Below are 16,542 nucleotides of genomic sequence, written 5' to 3'. Positions count from 1 at the left end.
TCACTCTTTTATGGATATACAAAAAAAATACAGCCAACTCGAAGAGTTTAATCTCAAGGCAGAGTTGGGAGGAGGAGAAGAACGCATTGAAAAACAACATAGTTCTGGCAAAAAGACCGCCCGCGAGCGCATTCTGCAACTGCTCGATCCGGGTACTTTTAACGAAATTGACAAACTGGTTACACACCGAAATCATGATTTCGGTATGCAGGAGAAAAAAATCCTTGGCGACGGGTTGATTTCGGGCTATGGAAAAATAAACGGAAAGCTTGTCTACGTGTTTGCACAGGACTTTACCGTTTTTGGCGGATCACTGAGCCGGGCCAATGCCGACAAGATTGTGAAGATACAGAACATGGCCCTCCAGATGGGGGCACCGGTTATCGGCCTGAATGACTCTGGCGGTGCGCGTATACAGGAAGGAGTGGAAAGCCTGGCCGGCTATGCCGATATCTTTTACAACAATGTTATCTCCTCCGGTGTCGTTCCCCAAATTTCGGCCATCCTGGGTCCGTGTGCCGGCGGGGCGGTTTACTCCCCTGCCCTCACCGATTTTATTTTTATGGTGAATGAAAAAAGCCACATGTTTGTAACTGGACCGGATGTAATCCGAACTGTAACTCACGAAGATGTAACAAAAGAAGAACTGGGTGGCGCCCATACACACAGTACCAAAAGCGGGGTTGCCCACTTTACCGGTGACGACGAGGAGCAAACCCTGATGATGATTCGAGAACTGGTCAGCTTTTTGCCATCCAACAACATGGAAGACCCGCCGGTTAAATCGACCATCGATCCGTCGGACAGAATTGATGAACACCTGCAAAACTTAATTCCGGCAGACCCAAACAAACCTTATGACATGCACGAAATCATCCGGAGTGTGATTGACAACAAACATTTTCTGGAAGTACAGCCGCAATATGCCCAGAATATTATTTGCGGATTTGCACGCTTTGCTGGTCAACCGGTAGGAATTGTAGCCAATCAGCCCGCCCATTTGGCAGGTGTACTCGATATCAATTCCTCAGCAAAGGCAGCCCGGTTTGTCCGCTTTTGCGATGCCTTTAACATCCCCCTGGTCACCTTTGTAGATGTTCCCGGATTTTTACCCGGCACAGCACAGGAATTCGGCGGGATTATTAAACACGGAGCCAAGTTGCTTTATGCTTTCTCGGAAGCCACCGTAGCAAAAATTACCCTGATTACCAGAAAAGCTTACGGCGGTGCCTACGATGTAATGTCGAGCAAACACATTGGCGGGGATGTAAATTTTGCATATCCTACCGCCGAAATTGCCGTGATGGGTCCGGAGGGTGCTATCAATATTCTTTACCGGAATAAATACAGTGAAGAAGAAAAGGGAAAAGTTGTGGAAGAATACCGCGAGAAATTTGCCAATCCATATAAGGCAGCTTCTCTGGGGTATGTTGACGAAATCATTCATCCACAGGATACCCGTAAAAAAATTATCGGCGCACTTGAAATGACGCGAAACAAGCGAAAATCAAACCCGCCGAAAAAGCATGGGAATATTCCATTGTAAAAAAGGAAATTCTTGTAACTTTCCATTTTATGGTATTATTCATTAATTGTTTGTCAAAACATTCCCGAAGTGTTTGAATTATATTATTTTATTTCTATTTTTGCGCCCTCAAAATTAAAATACGTTTAATTAAAATTTGATGTTTATGTTGAATCAGTATGAAACCGTTTTCATTTGTACTCCCGTTTTATCTGAGCCACAGGTAAAGGAAACGGTAAAAAAATTCAGGGACATCATTACCGGCAACGGAGGTGAGATGGTCCATGAAGAAGACTGGGGAATGAAAAAACTGGCTTACCCCATCCAAAAGAAATCTACCGGGTTTTACCACCTGTTTGAATTTAAAGTCAACCCTGAATTAGTTTCCAAGCTGGAAATTGAATTCCGCCGCGACGAACGTGTCATTCGGTTTATGACCGTTAAACTCGACAAATATGCTGTTGAGTATAGTGAAAAGAGAAGAAGACTTCGGAAAGAAAAAACAGAAAAGGAGGCATAAAAGATGGCACAAAATTCAAGTGAAATAAGGTATTTGACTCCTCCATCGGTAGAGGTAAAAAAGAAAAAATATTGCCGTTTCAGGAAGAACGGAATCAAGTATGTAGATTACAAAGATCCTGAATTCCTTAAAAGATTCCTGAACGAACAGGGTAAAATCTTACCCCGTCGTATCACCGGAACTTCATTGAAATACCAGCGCAAAGTTGGCAAGGCCATTAAACGTGCCCGCCAGATTGCTTTGCTGCCGTATGTAACTGATATGTTGAAATAAAAAGGAAGCTTGAAATGGAAATTATTTTAATACAAGACGTCGAAAGACTGGGAAGCAAAGACGATATTGTTTCCGTGAAAGACGGTTATGCCCGTAACTTTCTTATCCCTCAGAACAAAGCTATTGCCGCCACTACTTCGGCCAGGAAAGTTCTGGCTGAAAACATCAGACAACGCGCCCACAAAGAGGAACGTTTGAGAGAAGAAGCAAAGGCAATTGCAGAAAAGCTGATGAACAAGAATGTAAAAATTGGGGCAAAAGTAAGCTCGGCAGGAAAAATTTTCGGTTCGGTGAATACCATTCAGGTGGCAGAAGCCATCAACAAAAAAGGATTCGAAATAGAACGGAAACAAATTACCCTGCCCGAAGACAGCATCAAGGAAGTGGGTACTTATACTGCCAAAATTAAGCTCTTCAAAGATGTTATTGTTGATTTGGAATTCGAAGTTGTAGGAGAATAACTTCATAAACGAATAGATAAAAAGCGGCCTGAAAAATAAATTTCAGGCCGCTTTTTTTTGAACTTTTTTACCTTTGTCTTTCGAGAAACACTGTTCTTATGAATGAAAAAATAACCGATATTATTGCCCGGAACCTTGGCATAAGAAATAATCAGGTAACGAATACACTGGAACTGATAAATGAAGGAGCTACAGTACCCTTTATTTCCCGCTACCGAAAAGAACGCACGGGCAGTCTCGACGAGGTGCAGGTGCTGCAAATCAAGGAACTGGGAGAAAAATTTACAGAACTCGAAAAAAGGAAGGAAACGGTTTTAAAAACCATTGATGAACAGGAACAATTGACCCCGGAATTAAAAAACCGTATCGAAAATTGTTACGATCCGGTAGAGCTCGAAGATATTTACCTGCCATATAAACCCAAACGCCGCACCAAAGCCACCATAGCGCGTGAGCGGGGACTAGAACCGCTGGCAGAAAATATTATAAAGCAACTGGGGAACGATCCGGAACTGGAAGCTGAATCTTTTTTGAACGAGGAAATAGAATCAGTAGAAGAGGCTCTTTCCGGAGCCCGTGATATCATTGCTGAATGGATAAGCGAAAACGAAAAGGCCCGAAATATTGTGCGTCGTGAATTTACACGGGGTGCTTTTATCTCTTCAAAAATAATAAAAGGCAAGGAGGAAGAAGCCGCTAAATACCGCGACTATTTCGATTGGAATGAGCCGTTAAAAAAATGCCCTTCACACCGACTGCTGGCCATGCGGCGTGGAGAAAAAGAAGGATTTTTGCGGGTTTCCGTAAAACCCGATGAAACAACCCCATTGGGACACCTTACCCGTTTTTTCATAAGTGGCAACAATGCCTGCTCGCTGCAGGTAGAGATGGCGGTAAAAGACAGCTACAAAAGGCTGATGGAACCTTCCATAGAAACCGAATTTGCATCCCTCTCCAAAGAAAAAGCGGATGATGAAGCTATTGGTGTTTTTGCCGAAAACCTGCGACAACTCCTCCTGGCTCCGCCCCTGGGACAAAAACGGATACTGGCTATCGACCCCGGCTACCGGACGGGATGCAAGGTGGTTTGTCTGGACGAACAGGGGAACCTGCTTCACAATGAAAACATTTACCCGCACAAGCCACAGGAAGAAAAAAAGATGGCGGCAAAGAAACTGACATCCATGGTAGAAATGTACCGGATTGAAGCGATCGCCATCGGAAACGGAACAGCCAGCCGGGAAACCGAAGCATTTGTAAAAAAGCTGCGATACAGCCATGAGATTAGAGTTTTTGTGGTGAATGAAGACGGCGCTTCGGTCTATTCTGCATCACCGGTTGCCCGTCAGGAATTTCCACAATATGATGTAACGGTGCGCGGCGCTGTTTCTATTGGGCGACGGCTCATGGACCCGCTGGCCGAGTTGGTAAAGATTGACCCGAAAAGTATTGGCGTAGGGCAATACCAGCACGATGTGGATCAGAAAAAACTAAAAAACAGCCTAGACTCGGTGGTAGAATTGAGTGTAAACGCAGTGGGTGTAAACCTTAACACAGCCAGCAAGCATCTGCTCAATTACATCTCGGGACTGGGGCCACAACTGGCACAAAACATTGTGGATTACCGCAGGGAGAATGGCCTGTTTCAATCGCGCGAAGAGCTCAAAAAAGTATCGCGTATGGGACCCAAAGCCTATGAACAGGCTGCCGGCTTCCTTCGGATTCCCGGTGGTATAAACCCACTGGATAATTCAGCTGTACATCCCGAATCTTATCACATTGTGGAGCAAATGGCCCGTGATTTGGGCTGTGGAGTCAACGAACTGATTCAGGACGAAGCGCTGGCACACAAAATCAATCTCTCAAAATATGCAAAAGGAGACGTAGGGTTACCCACGCTCAACGATATAAAAACAGAGCTACTCAAACCTGGACGCGACCCGAGAAAGGCTATCAAGGTTTTTGAATTTGCCGATGGCATTTTTTCAATGGAAGATCTGGTGGAAGGAATGGTCATTCCGGGAATCGTAAACAACATTACCAAATTTGGCGCTTTTGTTGACATTGGCGTAAAACAGTCGGGACTCATTCATATTTCTGAATTGGCCGATCGCTATATTTCTGATCCCAATGAAATTGTAAAACTACACCAGCACCTTAAAGTCCGGGTCAAAGAAGTGGACATTCCCCGGAAAAGAATCCAGTTGTCGCTGAAAGGGGTGGAACAGGTTTAAATTCCCTGTGTGAGTTTGCATGATGACTTTAATACATCCCCGTTAAGGGGATGTATTGTATTACTGCACCCCTGAATTGAGAGTGATATACCAGTTATCTGTTTCTTTTTCTGATGTATACTTCCTGATTTTTCCTTAAATTAGTAATGCGTTAATTTTCAAAATCAATATCATGTCAAAATCTCTTAATGGAGATCAACCAGATACCTGTCTGAAATCTAATATTTTCAGGGAATACCATTTACTCTCCGCAGATGGATTAATACAGCTTGACTTTAAAACAGCCTGCAACATATTTCGGTTAGACGAAAATCGATTCAATGAAATTTCCCGAAAGCTGGGCCTTCTTTATATTTCCGGCTCAATCACTTTCGGTAATGTCTGCATGGCAAACAATCCGGAAGTTCGTCCGGAGTTCAGGCAAACTTTCTCGTCCTCCGATCTGCTGAGTTACATTTACGCTGTTTTGCATTCATCTTCCTACAACGCAAATTTCGGGAAACTCCCCCACTCCGGCATTCCGCAAATCCCGTTTCCGAAAGCCGAAACCTTTTGGCAATGGGTTGAATATGGCAGGCAATTGCGCCAAATACACCTGCTCAAATTGCCTGAAATAAATCAATCTACAACAAACTTTCCTAAAGAGGGGGACAACATGGTTACCCGTAAAATGACCATCACAAGCCCCGGCTGGGAACCTGACAATTCTGCAAAAACAACAGGAAGGATATGGATTAACGATCGTCAGTATTTTGATAATATACCGCCACAAATCTGGGATTTTTTTATTGGCAGTTTTCGGCCTGCAAAAAAATGGTTAAAAGACCGGCATGGCTCGGTTCTTAGTAAGGAAGACATTCGCCACTTTCAAAAAATAACTATTGCCATAGCTGAAATACGTCGTCTGATAAAAGAAATAAATTCGGACTAAAAGACCTGATAAGAACATATTATTCAGCATATAAGTAAACTTTACTGTCTTTAAATAGTTTTTTATTTGTGATTGTTCATTTTAGAAATCTTTGATATAAAGATTATACCGGATAAATTAAAAGCAGTGAACTATGAAACCGGACACTTTACCAAGCGAAAGAAATAGCAGGAACTTCCTGAAAAAAAAGATTGAAGACCTGTTTTCCTACTGCAAACAGAACTTGCCGGAAGGAGAACTGAATAACCTGCTGGAGGAGTTGGAGCTTTACCACCAGAAGATGGAGCAAAAAACACATCAGTTGGAAACGCGTATCAAAGAACTGGCATACAATGAAGAACTATTACGCGAAATGGGTAGTGTGGCGCAAATAGGTGGGTGGGAATTCGACCCCGAGACTGGAAAGGGGACATGGACAGAAGAAACTGCCAGAATACACGACATGGATCCCAAAAAGGAGACCAACGTTGAACTGGGGATGAGTTTTTACACGGCCGATTCAAAAATAAAAATAGAAGAAGCAGTAAAAATGGCCATTGAAAAGCAAACACCTTATGATCTTGAACTGGAACTCGTTACTGCCAAAGGAAAGTATAAATGGGTACGAACCATTGGAAAACCGACTGTAAAAAACGGAAAAGTTGTAAAAATGCGGGGATCATTTCAGGACATAACCCACCGAAAAATGGCTGAATTAGAACTACAAAAGCTAAAAAACAACCTGGAAAAACAAGTACAGGAAAAAACAAAAGAACTGCAGGAATATATTGCAGATCTGGAAAGGTTTCATGAAGCAACCATCGAACGTGAATTCAGGATAAAAGAACTAAAAAAGGAAATAAAAGCGCTGAAAAAGGAAAATAGTAAACCCGAACCGTGAAAACTATGGAATATTTGAAATGCAGAAAAACGGCGTTGTTTTTTTTCGCTCTGGCAGGACTGGTTGCCGGGCCGTTTTTCGGATATGGTTCACCCGATAGTACGATTCATGTCGGGATCTATCAAAATCCGCCCAAACTTTATCTGGACGAAAAAAGGGAACCTCAGGGCATTTTCGTAGACCTGTTGAACGAAATAGCCCGGTTGGAGGGGTGGAATCTAAACTATGTACCCTGCCAGTGGAACGACTGCCTTGATTCCCTGAACAACAGCAAGATTGATCTACTCCCGGATGTGGCATTCTCCCGGCAGCGAAGTGAGCGATTCGACTTCAACAAAATCCCGGTTCTCGAAAGCTGGTCACAGGTGTATGCTGCTCCCGGACAAAACATTGAACATTTTTCCGAACTCCAGGGTAAACGAGTGGCTACACTCAAAGGATCTGTTCAGCAAATCCGGTTTAAACGATTAATGGATGGATTTGGGTATTCCTTTCGGGAAGTGGAGACCGGTTCTTTTGGGGATGCCTTTTCTCTTGCCAAAATCGGCGTGGCAGATGTGGCCATTGTTAACCACTTTTTTGGCGAGATGCATTTTGAAAAGTTCCTTTTAAAAAGAACCTCCTTAATTTTTGATCCTACAATTTTACACTTTGCCGTTGAAAATGGTAAAAATTCAGACCTTCTGGAAACCATTGACCGGCATCTTATCAAATGGAAAGTAACACCTCAGTCATTCTATTATCAGACACTTAACAAACATAATGAAATGACGATAGTAAAAACTGCAGAACAATCATACAGGTGGTATATTTTTCTTGCTATCGCAGCGGTAGTTTTGGCTGGGGGCATTATTTTACTTTTGAGAAAGCGGGTAAAAAAAGAATCAAACAAACTGGAGCAAAGCAACCTGTTACTTCAGAATGAAGAAGAAAAGTTCAGACGTTACTTTGAAAATTCGCCGTTTGGAATCCTAGTGGCTGATGAAAAGGGAAATTTTGTTGAAGTCAACCCCAAAACAACCCTTATCACCGGTTACACCAAGCGGGAACTGATACATAAAAGTATTCCTGATTTGATTCCGGAAACATCACACAAAGAGGCACGCGAACATTTCCAACGTGTGCTAACTACCGGTAACTCTACCGGAGAACTCCCGTTCATTACAAAAAAAGGAAGAATCCGATACTGGACAGTAGATGCGGTAAAAATTACCGACACACGTTTTATCGGTTTTTTGAATGATATCACTGAACGTAAAAAAATAGATACGGAACTGAGGGAGTTGAAAAACGATCTGGAAAAACAGGTGAAAGCAAAAACGAAAGAATTGAATGAAAGGATAACGGAGTTGGAACAATTCCGTGAAGCAACCATTGAGCGAGAATTACGCATGGAAGAACTGCGACAGGAAATTAAGTTTCTGAAACAGGAAAGAAGTTCCGGGGTGGAATAATATAAACTTTTGAAATGAACAGTTTCAGGCACATTTTTTTTAAAGGAATTCGTTCCCGGGTTAACAACAAGAAAAGATATGTTTCAACTATATCAATAAAAACAGCTATATCTTTGTTTGCTTGTTTTACAGGGTGTGTATGGCCTTGTTCTTCCCAAAAAAATAGCTTAACCGAGCCAAAGGAATTATTTTCCGACACCATTACCATTGGTTCCGAACCCAATTACCCTCCATATTGTATTATAGACGAAAATGGTAATGCCGACGGGTTCTCTGTCGAATTATTTAAGGCTGCCGCACGCGCTGTTGGTATGGAAGTAAAAATTAAAGTTGACATCTGGAACCAAATAAAACAAGATTTAAACGATGGTAAAATAGATGCCCTGCCTTTGGTAGGACGTACTCCCGAACGTGAAGAATGGTTCGACTTTACCATGCCCTATCTTTCACTTCACGGAGCTATTTTTGTACGAACGGAAACCTCAGATATTCAGTCCCTTTCAGATCTGGAAGAAAAAGAAATAGTTGTAATGAAAGGGGACAATGCAGAGGAGTTTGTGCGACGTGAAAATATCTCAGATAAAATATACACTACCAATACATTTGAAGAAGCCTTTATTCAACTGGCGGCGGGAAGACACGATGCTGTTATAACCCAAAGGATTACAGGTATTGAATTACTGAAAAAGCTGAATATTAAATCAGTTGTACCGCTGCCTGTTCAGATTCCTTCTTTCAGACAGGACTTTTGTTTTGCGGTAAGGGAAGGAAATGCCCCGTTACTGAATCGCTTAAATGAAGGGCTTTCCATTGTTATAACAAACGACACTTTTGAAGAAATCAGAAATAAATGGTTTGGCCCGGAGAGTACAGAAAAACAACTCTCTCAGAATTTACTAAAAGCCGGTCTTTTTATTTTGATTCCCCTCATACTAATTCTAATCGTTTTTTGGATTGTCTTTCTACGGCGGGAAGTAAGCAGGCGCACCAAACGCTTAAATAATGAAATAGCAGAACGTAAAAAAACACTGGAGATATTAAAGGAACAGCAGGATTTATTAAAAAGCAGTAAAGAACAAATTCGCCTGCTTCTCGATTCAACGGCCGAGGGAATTTACGGGATTGACCTGAACGGTTGTTGCATTTTCATGAATCAATCGGGACTTGAGGCCCTGGGTTACACCGATATGCAGCAGGTAATCGGTAAAAATATGCACCGGCTCATTCATCATACAAAAAATGACGGTTCAAAATATGAGGAGAAAGCGTGTAAAATTTATCAGGCTTTTAAGGAAAACAGAGGCACGCACAGCGACGATGAAGTGCTGTGGCGTGCTGATGGTACAAGTTTTCCTGTAGAATATTTTTCCTACCCCTTCCGCAAAAATGGAAAAATTACAGGCTCGGTAGTTACTTTTTGGGATATCTCTCACAGAAAAAAAGCAGAGGCTGAGCTGATTGGATTAAAAGATGAATTGGAGAAGCAGGTGACACAGCGAACGAACGAACTGGAAGAAAAAGTACAAAAGCTCGACAAAAGTCAAAAAGCGATGCTTTACATGGTGGAAGACCTGAACAGTATTACAGCCGAATTGAAAGATGGACGACGTAAACTCCAATTGGCAAACCAGGAACTGGAGGCTTTCACTTACTCCGTTTCTCACGACTTGCGGGCGCCGTTGCGCGCCATAAACGGTTTTTCAAACTTTCTTATGGAAGATTATGCAGATCAACTCGACGACGAAGGGAAACGCTTTATAAATACCATTCGGGACAATGCTACAAAAATGGATATGTTAATTTCGGATTTGCTCAATCTCTCCCGGGTATCGCGTACGAATCTGAGTCTTGGAAAGATTGATATAACCGAAACTGTCCGGTCTGTATATCATGACATTGTAACGCAAAAGGAGCAGGAAACATTTGAGTTTATTATTCATAAAATGCCCGCGGTAGAATGTGATCTGAACCTCATGAAGCAGGTATGGCAAAACCTGATTGAAAATGCCGTAAAATACAGTTCGAAATCAGAAACAAAAAAAATTGAAATCGGCACCCGAGAAAAAAAGAAAGAAATTACATTTTACATTAAGGACTGGGGAGCGGGGTTCGATGAAAAGTACAAAGACAAACTGTTTGGCGTTTTTCAACGCCTGCATCCCGATCAGGAATTTGCAGGAACCGGTGTAGGCCTGGCAGTTGTTCAACGTATTATTAAACGCCATGGAGGAAAGGTATGGGCCAAAGGAGAACCAAATAGAGGCGCCACCTTCTATTTTTCCTTACCAAAAGAATAAAATAATAGTTAAAACAAACAATACACTTCATTATGGAAAATTTTGGCGAAATAGAAATTCTGTTAGTGGAAGATAATCCGAATGATGCAGAAATGGCACTCAGGGCGCTCAAAAAAAACAACCTGTCCAATCAGGTGATGGTTGCAGTGGATGGTGAAGAAGCGCTCGACTTTATTTTTGCCAAAGGAAAATTTGCGTCCAGGCAGAAATCCCGGAAACCCAAAATCATTTTGCTGGATTTAAAACTTCCAAAGATAGATGGATTGGACGTTCTAAAGGAGATAAAAAGCAACCCGGAAACGAAAATAATCCCGGTAGTTGTTTTAACCTCTTCGCGGGAGGAAAAAGATATGCTGAAAAGCTACCAACTCGGGGTGAACAGTTACATTGTAAAGCCGGTAGATTTTGATAAATTTGTGGATGCCGTGCGTGATTTGGGCCTCTACTGGTTACTACTGAATCAGCAACCGGATTAACGGCAAAAAGAATCAATAAAACATATGCTCTATTGATTCTTTCTCTTTACATAGAAATTATTTATTATACATAAAAGGCATTATTAATCAGATACCTGAATGCTCGGTGAATTCTCATTTTTTGTATCTTTGCATTAGCTCAAGACAATAATCATTTAAATGGATAGTAAAGACCAACCCATCAGAATACTTTTTGCAGAAGATGTTCCTGCTGATGCTGAAATGGCCAAACGTGAGCTCAGAAAACAGGGCATTCCATTTATTGATCAGGTGACGGATACAGAGCAAGGTTTTAGAAAAGCACTGGATGAATTCCGTCCAGATATAATTATTTCTGATTACACCATGCCAGGTTTTAGCGGGCTTACAGCATTAAGAATTACCCTGGAACACTCGCCCGAAATTCCATTTATTATTTTAACCGGCTCCATAAACGAAGAAACAGCTGTAGAATGTCTGAAAGCAGGAGCCGTTGATTATATCTTAAAAGAGTCGTTAAAAAGACTGGGACAGGCTGTCTCAAATTCTCTGGAACAAAGAAAAATAAAAGAAAAAACACTCGAGGCAGAAAAACGGCTAAGGGAAAGCGAGGAACGTTTTCGGAGGTTGGCCGAAAATGCACAGGATATCGTTTTCAGGGTGGAATTGGTTCCGAAAAGAAGGTATAGTTACATGAACCAGGCAGTCCTTGATATCACCGGCTTTTCCCCAAAAGAGTTCTATGATGATCCCAACTTAACCTTTAAGATTATACATCCGAACGATCGCCACCATCTCAGCAGGTTGGCTACAGGAACAGCAGACACAACAAAGCCGGTTGTTCTCAGATGGATCAAAAAAGACGGAAAAACCACCTGGACGGAACAACGCAATATAAATATATCAGATGAATCTGAAAATCTGGTGGCCATTGAAGGAATTGCTCGCGATGTAACGGAACAGAAACTGAATGAACAGAAACTGATTCAACGGGAAAAAGAATACCGCGATCTAATCAACGGTATGAACGAAACGGTTTGGATTATTACCCCCAACGGCAAGCTGCTTGATGTAAACAGGAGAGCTGTAGAAGTGCTGGGGTACAGCAGGGAAGAATTACTTGAAATCGGACTTCCGGGCATCGACCATTACCTTACAAATGGGGAAATTTCAAGTTTAACACAGTCGATGGAAGTTAATGAATTTCAGTTTTTCCATACCTGGCATACTTCTAAAAGCGGAAAAGAAATACCGGTAGAAATAAGTTCCAGCCCGATAAACTACCGCGGAGAAATGGCTATTCTTTGCGTTGCCAGGGATATTACGGAACGCATCAGAATTGAAGATAAGTTGAGGTTACTGAGTCGTTCGGTAGAACAAAGCCCGGTAGCTATCGTCATAACGGATGCTAAAGGAAATATAGAATATGTCAACCCTGTATTTACAAAAATAACAGGCTACTCCTTTGCTGAAATAAAAGATAAAAATCCGCGGGTGCTAAAGTCCGGACATCAGTCGGAAAAATTTTACAAAAAAATGTGGACAACCATTCTGTCCGGTAAAAACTGGCGGGGAGAATTAAAAAATAAAAAGAAAAACGGGGAACTTTATTGGGAAGAAGACCTCATTTCACCCATTATGGATCAACAGGGAAAAATTACCCATTTTGTGGCTGTAAAAGAAGATGTCACTCAAAAGAAAAAAATAATGGCAGACCTCGTTGCCGCCAAAGAAAAAGCGGAAGAAAGTGATCGTCTGAAGTCGGCTTTCCTGGCTAACATGAGCCACGAAATACGTACCCCCATGAACGGGATTATGGGTTTTACCGAATTATTGAAAGAACCGCAGCTAAAGGGTAAGGAAAAGAAAAAGTATATTAAAATTATCCAAAAAAGCGGAGAACGAATGCTCGATACTATCAACGATCTAATTGAAATATCAAAAGTTGAATCAGGGACGGTAGAGGTACAGTATTCCCATTTTAATATCAATGAGCAGATCGATTATTATTACAACTTTTTTAAACCTGAGGCCGAAAAAAAAGGATTAAATCTATCGTTCCAAAAAGAACTTTCTTTTGATAGAGCATTTATTAAATCTGACAAAGATAAACTAAATGGTATTTTAGCAAATCTTATAAAAAATGCCATCAAATACACCAACCAGGGAAATATTGAATTCGGGTATTGTATAAAAGACAATATGATTGAATTTTTTGTAAAAGATACCGGGATAGGAATTGAAGAAGCCCGTCAGAAAGTTGTTTTCGACCGTTTTGTGCAGGCCGATATGAGTTTTTCAAAACCCTACGAAGGAGCCGGACTGGGATTATCCATTGCCAAAGCTTATGCAGATATGCTGAATGGAAAAATCTGGCTTGAATCAGAGCCGGAAAAAGGTTCACAATTCTTTTTCACTATCCCTTTCAAATGAAAACTCCCCATTTATTCCATTATTTCAGGAAGACTGCAAGAACATGTTAAAAAATATATTCCGTTAACGTTAACGGTAAAGAAAAAGTATTAGATTTGCAATCAAATTTTATCTAAATCAAATTATATATGATTCTTGGGTTATTAAAAGAGCACGGAACAGAAACTCGTGTAGCTTTGTTGCCGGACATAGTACAGAACCTGACTGATCTGAAAGTAGAGGTTTTAGTAGAACAAGAAGCTGGTGAGAAAGCCTTTGTAACAGATGCAGCCTATGAAGAGGCTGGTGCAAAAATTGTTACGCGAAACGAAATTTTTGAGAAATCGGAGGTGGTGTTACAAATCCAGCTACCTCTTACTAATGAGGTGGACAAGCTGAAAGGTTCACAGGTATGGATCAGCGCATTCAACCCGCTTTGGGAAACAGACCTTGTGAAAACCTTTCAGGAAAAAGGACTGACAACGTTCAGCCTTGATTCCATTCCCCGCACCACCCGTGCACAGGCAATGGATATTTTGTCCTCTATGGCTACTGTTTCCGGCTACAAAGCCACGCTGGAAGCTGCATTAAAGTTGCCTACATTTTTCCCTATGTTTATGACTGCTGCAGGAACAATCCGCCCTGCCAATGTTCTTATTCTCGGAGCTGGTGTAGCAGGATTGCAGGCAGTAGCTACAGCGCGGAAACTTGGGGCGCAGGTATTTGTTTTTGATGTTCGTTCCGCTGTAAAAGAGGAAGTAAAAAGCTTAGGCGGCAAGTTTGTGGAAGTGGAAGGCGCCACCGAGGACAAAGATGCCGGAGGATATGCAGTAGAGCAAACAGAAGAATACAAAAACAAACAGCAGGAAGCCATTAATGCCCAGGCGATAAAATCTGATGTAATCATTTGTACAGCTCAGATTCCGGGGAGAAAAGCACCTCTTTTGGTACCGAAAGAAACAGTGGAAAAAATGAAGCCCGGCTCGGTCATTGTAGATCTGGCTGCATCAACTGGTGGAAACTGCGAACTCACTAAAAATGACGAGACTGTTCATTTTCAGGGAAAAACCATCATCGGACAATCAAACTATACCTCATTGATGCCTATAGATGCCAGCCGTATGTTCGGCAAAAATGTATTAAACTTCCTGAAACTCATAATTGGAGAAGAGGGCGCACTAAACCTTAATTTCGAAGACGACATTGTAAAAGGGACGTGTATCACACACCAGGGTGAACTTTACAATGAACGCGTTAAATCAACTATTGAAAACAAATAAAAACCGGATATGGAACAAGTATTACAGTATTTCTTTGAATATAAAGAAGCCATTTTTATAATTGCATTATCCATTTTTCTGGGTATTGAAGTGATTTCCAAAGTACCTGCGGTTTTACATACTCCCCTTATGTCGGGTGCAAACGCCATTAGCGGTGTAATTATCGTAGGGGGTATCATCCTGGTCGGTCATGCCGATCTCTCATCATTTTCGTTAGAGTTGGTGCTGGGTTTACTGGCACTTATATTTGGAACTCTCAACGTGGTAGGCGGGTTTGCCGTTACCGACAGGATGCTTGAAATGTTTAAAAAGAAAAAAAAGTAGGAAATCATGAATAAAGTATTGGGAATAATAAACGGAACGGAATTTACCATAGGTGATACCCTGTTGGAATTAAGCTACCTGGTAGCTGCCCTTCTATTTGTAACAGGGCTTAAAATGCTCTCCCACCCGGAAACAGCACGAAAGGGAAACCTTTGGGCTTTTGGGGGGATGGCACTGGCTATGCTTACCACCTTATTACTTCATAAAGACGGGGAAGGAAATCAAATATCGCTTACAAACATTTGGATTATTTTGGCAGCCATCGGTGTAGGAGCCGCTATTGGATGGATTATTGCCCGGAAAGTAAAAATGACAGCCATGCCCCAACTGGTTTCATTTTACAATGCAACCGGAGGTGCTGCCTCTGCATTGGTAGCCCTGCTGGAATACCCTAATGCTGTTGCCGGCGACGTTGGTTCAATCCTGGTAACCGTATTGGGACTCATCATTGGGGCGGTAGCATTCAGCGGAAGTATGATTGCTTTCGGAAAACTCGACGGAAAAGTCGGTGACATCATGAAACCGTTCATGACCTACCTTAACCTGTTTCTGATGGCACTTACACTTGGTTTGGGAATTTACATTATTGTCTCTCCCAATCCACCAGCCGAAATGATTTGGGCCATTTACACCCTCTTGGCGCTTTCTATTGTTTACGGGGTAATGTTTGTAATGCCCATTGGAGGAGCCGACATGCCGGTGGTTATTTCACTGCTAAACTCGTTCACCGGGATTGCGGCGGCTATGGCTGGTTTTATTTATAACAATCAGGCGATGATATTAGGCGGTATCCTGGTAGGTGCTGCCGGAATGATTCTTACTGTTCTGATGTGTAAAGCCATGAACCGTTCACTTATTAATGTAATTATTGGTGCTTTTGGCGGTGGTGCCTCTGCTGCTTCTGGCGAGCAGGGAACCATAAAAGAAATTACGTTGAGTGATGCAGCCGTATTGATGAGTTATTCGCAACGTATAGTCATTATTCCGGGTTACGGGTTGGCTGTTGCACAGGCACAACATATTGCACAGGAACTTGACGAGTTGCTCGAGGGCAAAGGAGTAGATGTAAAATATGCTATTCATCCGGTAGCAGGCCGTATGCCGGGACACATGAACGTGTTGCTGGCAGAAGCTGATGTTCCGTATGAAAAACTGGTGGAAATGGACGACATTAATCCCGATATGCCCAACGTGGATGTAGCCATTGTGATTGGTGCCAACGATGTGGTAAACCCGGCAGCTTATGACGATCCGGGAAGCCCTATTTACGGTATGCCAATTATTGATGCTCACCTGGCAAAGAATATCATTATTATGAAACGCGGGATGGGCAAAGGCTATGCCGGTATCGAGAACGCCTTGTTTTTCAACGACAAAACGCGTATGCTGTTTGGCGATGCCAAAGGTTCGATTCAAAAACTGGTGACCGAGATAAAAAGTATTTAACCTTACCACAGAAGCAGAAAAGCCTCACATTTGTGGGGCTTTTTTGTTTT

Annotated in this window: 14 protein-coding genes; all 14 read left to right on the top strand. The window is 42.0% G+C overall.

The window, feature by feature from the left end; all coding sequences use genetic code 11:
- The first annotated feature begins 10 nt into the window (after window positions 1–10).
- The 14 genes from D1164_RS21365 to D1164_RS21300 all read left to right on the top strand — a co-directional run bounded on the left by D1164_RS21365 (window position 11) and on the right by D1164_RS21300 (window position 16,492).
- The gene (locus tag D1164_RS21365) at window positions 11–1,546 is read left to right on the top strand and encodes an acyl-CoA carboxylase subunit beta (RefSeq protein WP_119351943.1); all 1,536 of its coding nucleotides are present in this window, start codon (window positions 11–13) and stop codon (window positions 1,544–1,546) included.
- A gap of 145 nt (window positions 1,547–1,691) precedes the next feature.
- On the top strand, window positions 1,692–2,045 hold the full coding sequence (gene rpsF / locus D1164_RS21360) for a 30S ribosomal protein S6 (RefSeq protein ID WP_206611088.1): 354 nt from the start codon (window positions 1,692–1,694) through the stop codon (window positions 2,043–2,045).
- A 3-nt stretch (window positions 2,046–2,048) separates the two neighbouring features.
- A complete protein-coding gene (gene rpsR / locus D1164_RS21355) occupies window positions 2,049–2,318 on the top strand; it encodes a 30S ribosomal protein S18 (protein ID WP_119351942.1) in 270 nt (89 codons plus the stop codon).
- A 14-nt stretch (window positions 2,319–2,332) separates the two neighbouring features.
- Entirely contained in the window at window positions 2,333–2,779 is a 447-nt protein-coding gene (gene rplI / locus D1164_RS21350) for a 50S ribosomal protein L9 (protein WP_119351941.1), read from the top strand.
- 98 nt (window positions 2,780–2,877) lie between these two features.
- Entirely contained in the window at window positions 2,878–5,013 is a 2,136-nt protein-coding gene (locus D1164_RS21345) for a Tex family protein (RefSeq protein WP_119351940.1), read from the top strand.
- Window positions 5,014–5,185: 172 nt separating this feature from the next.
- Window positions 5,186–5,944, top strand: coding sequence for a type ISP restriction/modification enzyme (locus tag D1164_RS21340; RefSeq protein WP_119351939.1), 759 nt, complete (start codon window positions 5,186–5,188; stop codon window positions 5,942–5,944).
- A 133-nt stretch (window positions 5,945–6,077) separates the two neighbouring features.
- Window positions 6,078–6,824, top strand: a complete 747-nt coding sequence (locus D1164_RS21335) for a PAS domain-containing protein (protein WP_119351938.1) — start codon at window positions 6,078–6,080, stop codon at window positions 6,822–6,824.
- A 5-nt stretch (window positions 6,825–6,829) separates the two neighbouring features.
- A complete protein-coding gene (locus tag D1164_RS21330; RefSeq protein WP_119351937.1) occupies window positions 6,830–8,278 on the top strand; it encodes a PAS domain S-box protein in 1,449 nt (482 codons plus the stop codon).
- A gap of 14 nt (window positions 8,279–8,292) precedes the next feature.
- Entirely contained in the window at window positions 8,293–10,575 is a 2,283-nt protein-coding gene (locus tag D1164_RS21325) for a transporter substrate-binding domain-containing protein (RefSeq protein ID WP_119351936.1), read from the top strand.
- Between the two features lie 32 nt (window positions 10,576–10,607).
- Window positions 10,608–11,051 carry a response regulator gene (locus tag D1164_RS21320; RefSeq protein WP_119351935.1) on the top strand — a complete coding sequence of 148 codons (444 nt, stop codon included), beginning with the start codon at window positions 10,608–10,610 and terminating at the stop codon, window positions 11,049–11,051.
- 159 nt (window positions 11,052–11,210) lie between these two features.
- Entirely contained in the window at window positions 11,211–13,463 is a 2,253-nt protein-coding gene (locus D1164_RS21315) for a response regulator (protein WP_119351934.1), read from the top strand.
- A 128-nt stretch (window positions 13,464–13,591) separates the two neighbouring features.
- Entirely contained in the window at window positions 13,592–14,722 is a 1,131-nt protein-coding gene (locus D1164_RS21310) for a Re/Si-specific NAD(P)(+) transhydrogenase subunit alpha (RefSeq protein ID WP_119351933.1), read from the top strand.
- Between the two features lie 9 nt (window positions 14,723–14,731).
- Entirely contained in the window at window positions 14,732–15,046 is a 315-nt protein-coding gene (locus D1164_RS21305; RefSeq protein WP_119351932.1) for an NAD(P) transhydrogenase subunit alpha, read from the top strand.
- A 6-nt stretch (window positions 15,047–15,052) separates the two neighbouring features.
- Window positions 15,053–16,492, top strand: coding sequence for an NAD(P)(+) transhydrogenase (Re/Si-specific) subunit beta (locus D1164_RS21300; RefSeq protein ID WP_241558309.1), 1,440 nt, complete (start codon window positions 15,053–15,055; stop codon window positions 16,490–16,492).
- Window positions 16,493–16,542 lie beyond the last annotated feature (50 nt).

Origin of the sequence: Mariniphaga sediminis (assembly GCF_003573545.1) — a bacterium.
Classification (GTDB): Bacteria; Bacteroidota; Bacteroidia; order Bacteroidales; family Prolixibacteraceae; genus Mariniphaga; species Mariniphaga sediminis.
The sequence above is the reverse complement of the archived record's forward strand: the minus strand, read 5'-3'. Positions and strand labels throughout refer to the sequence as shown.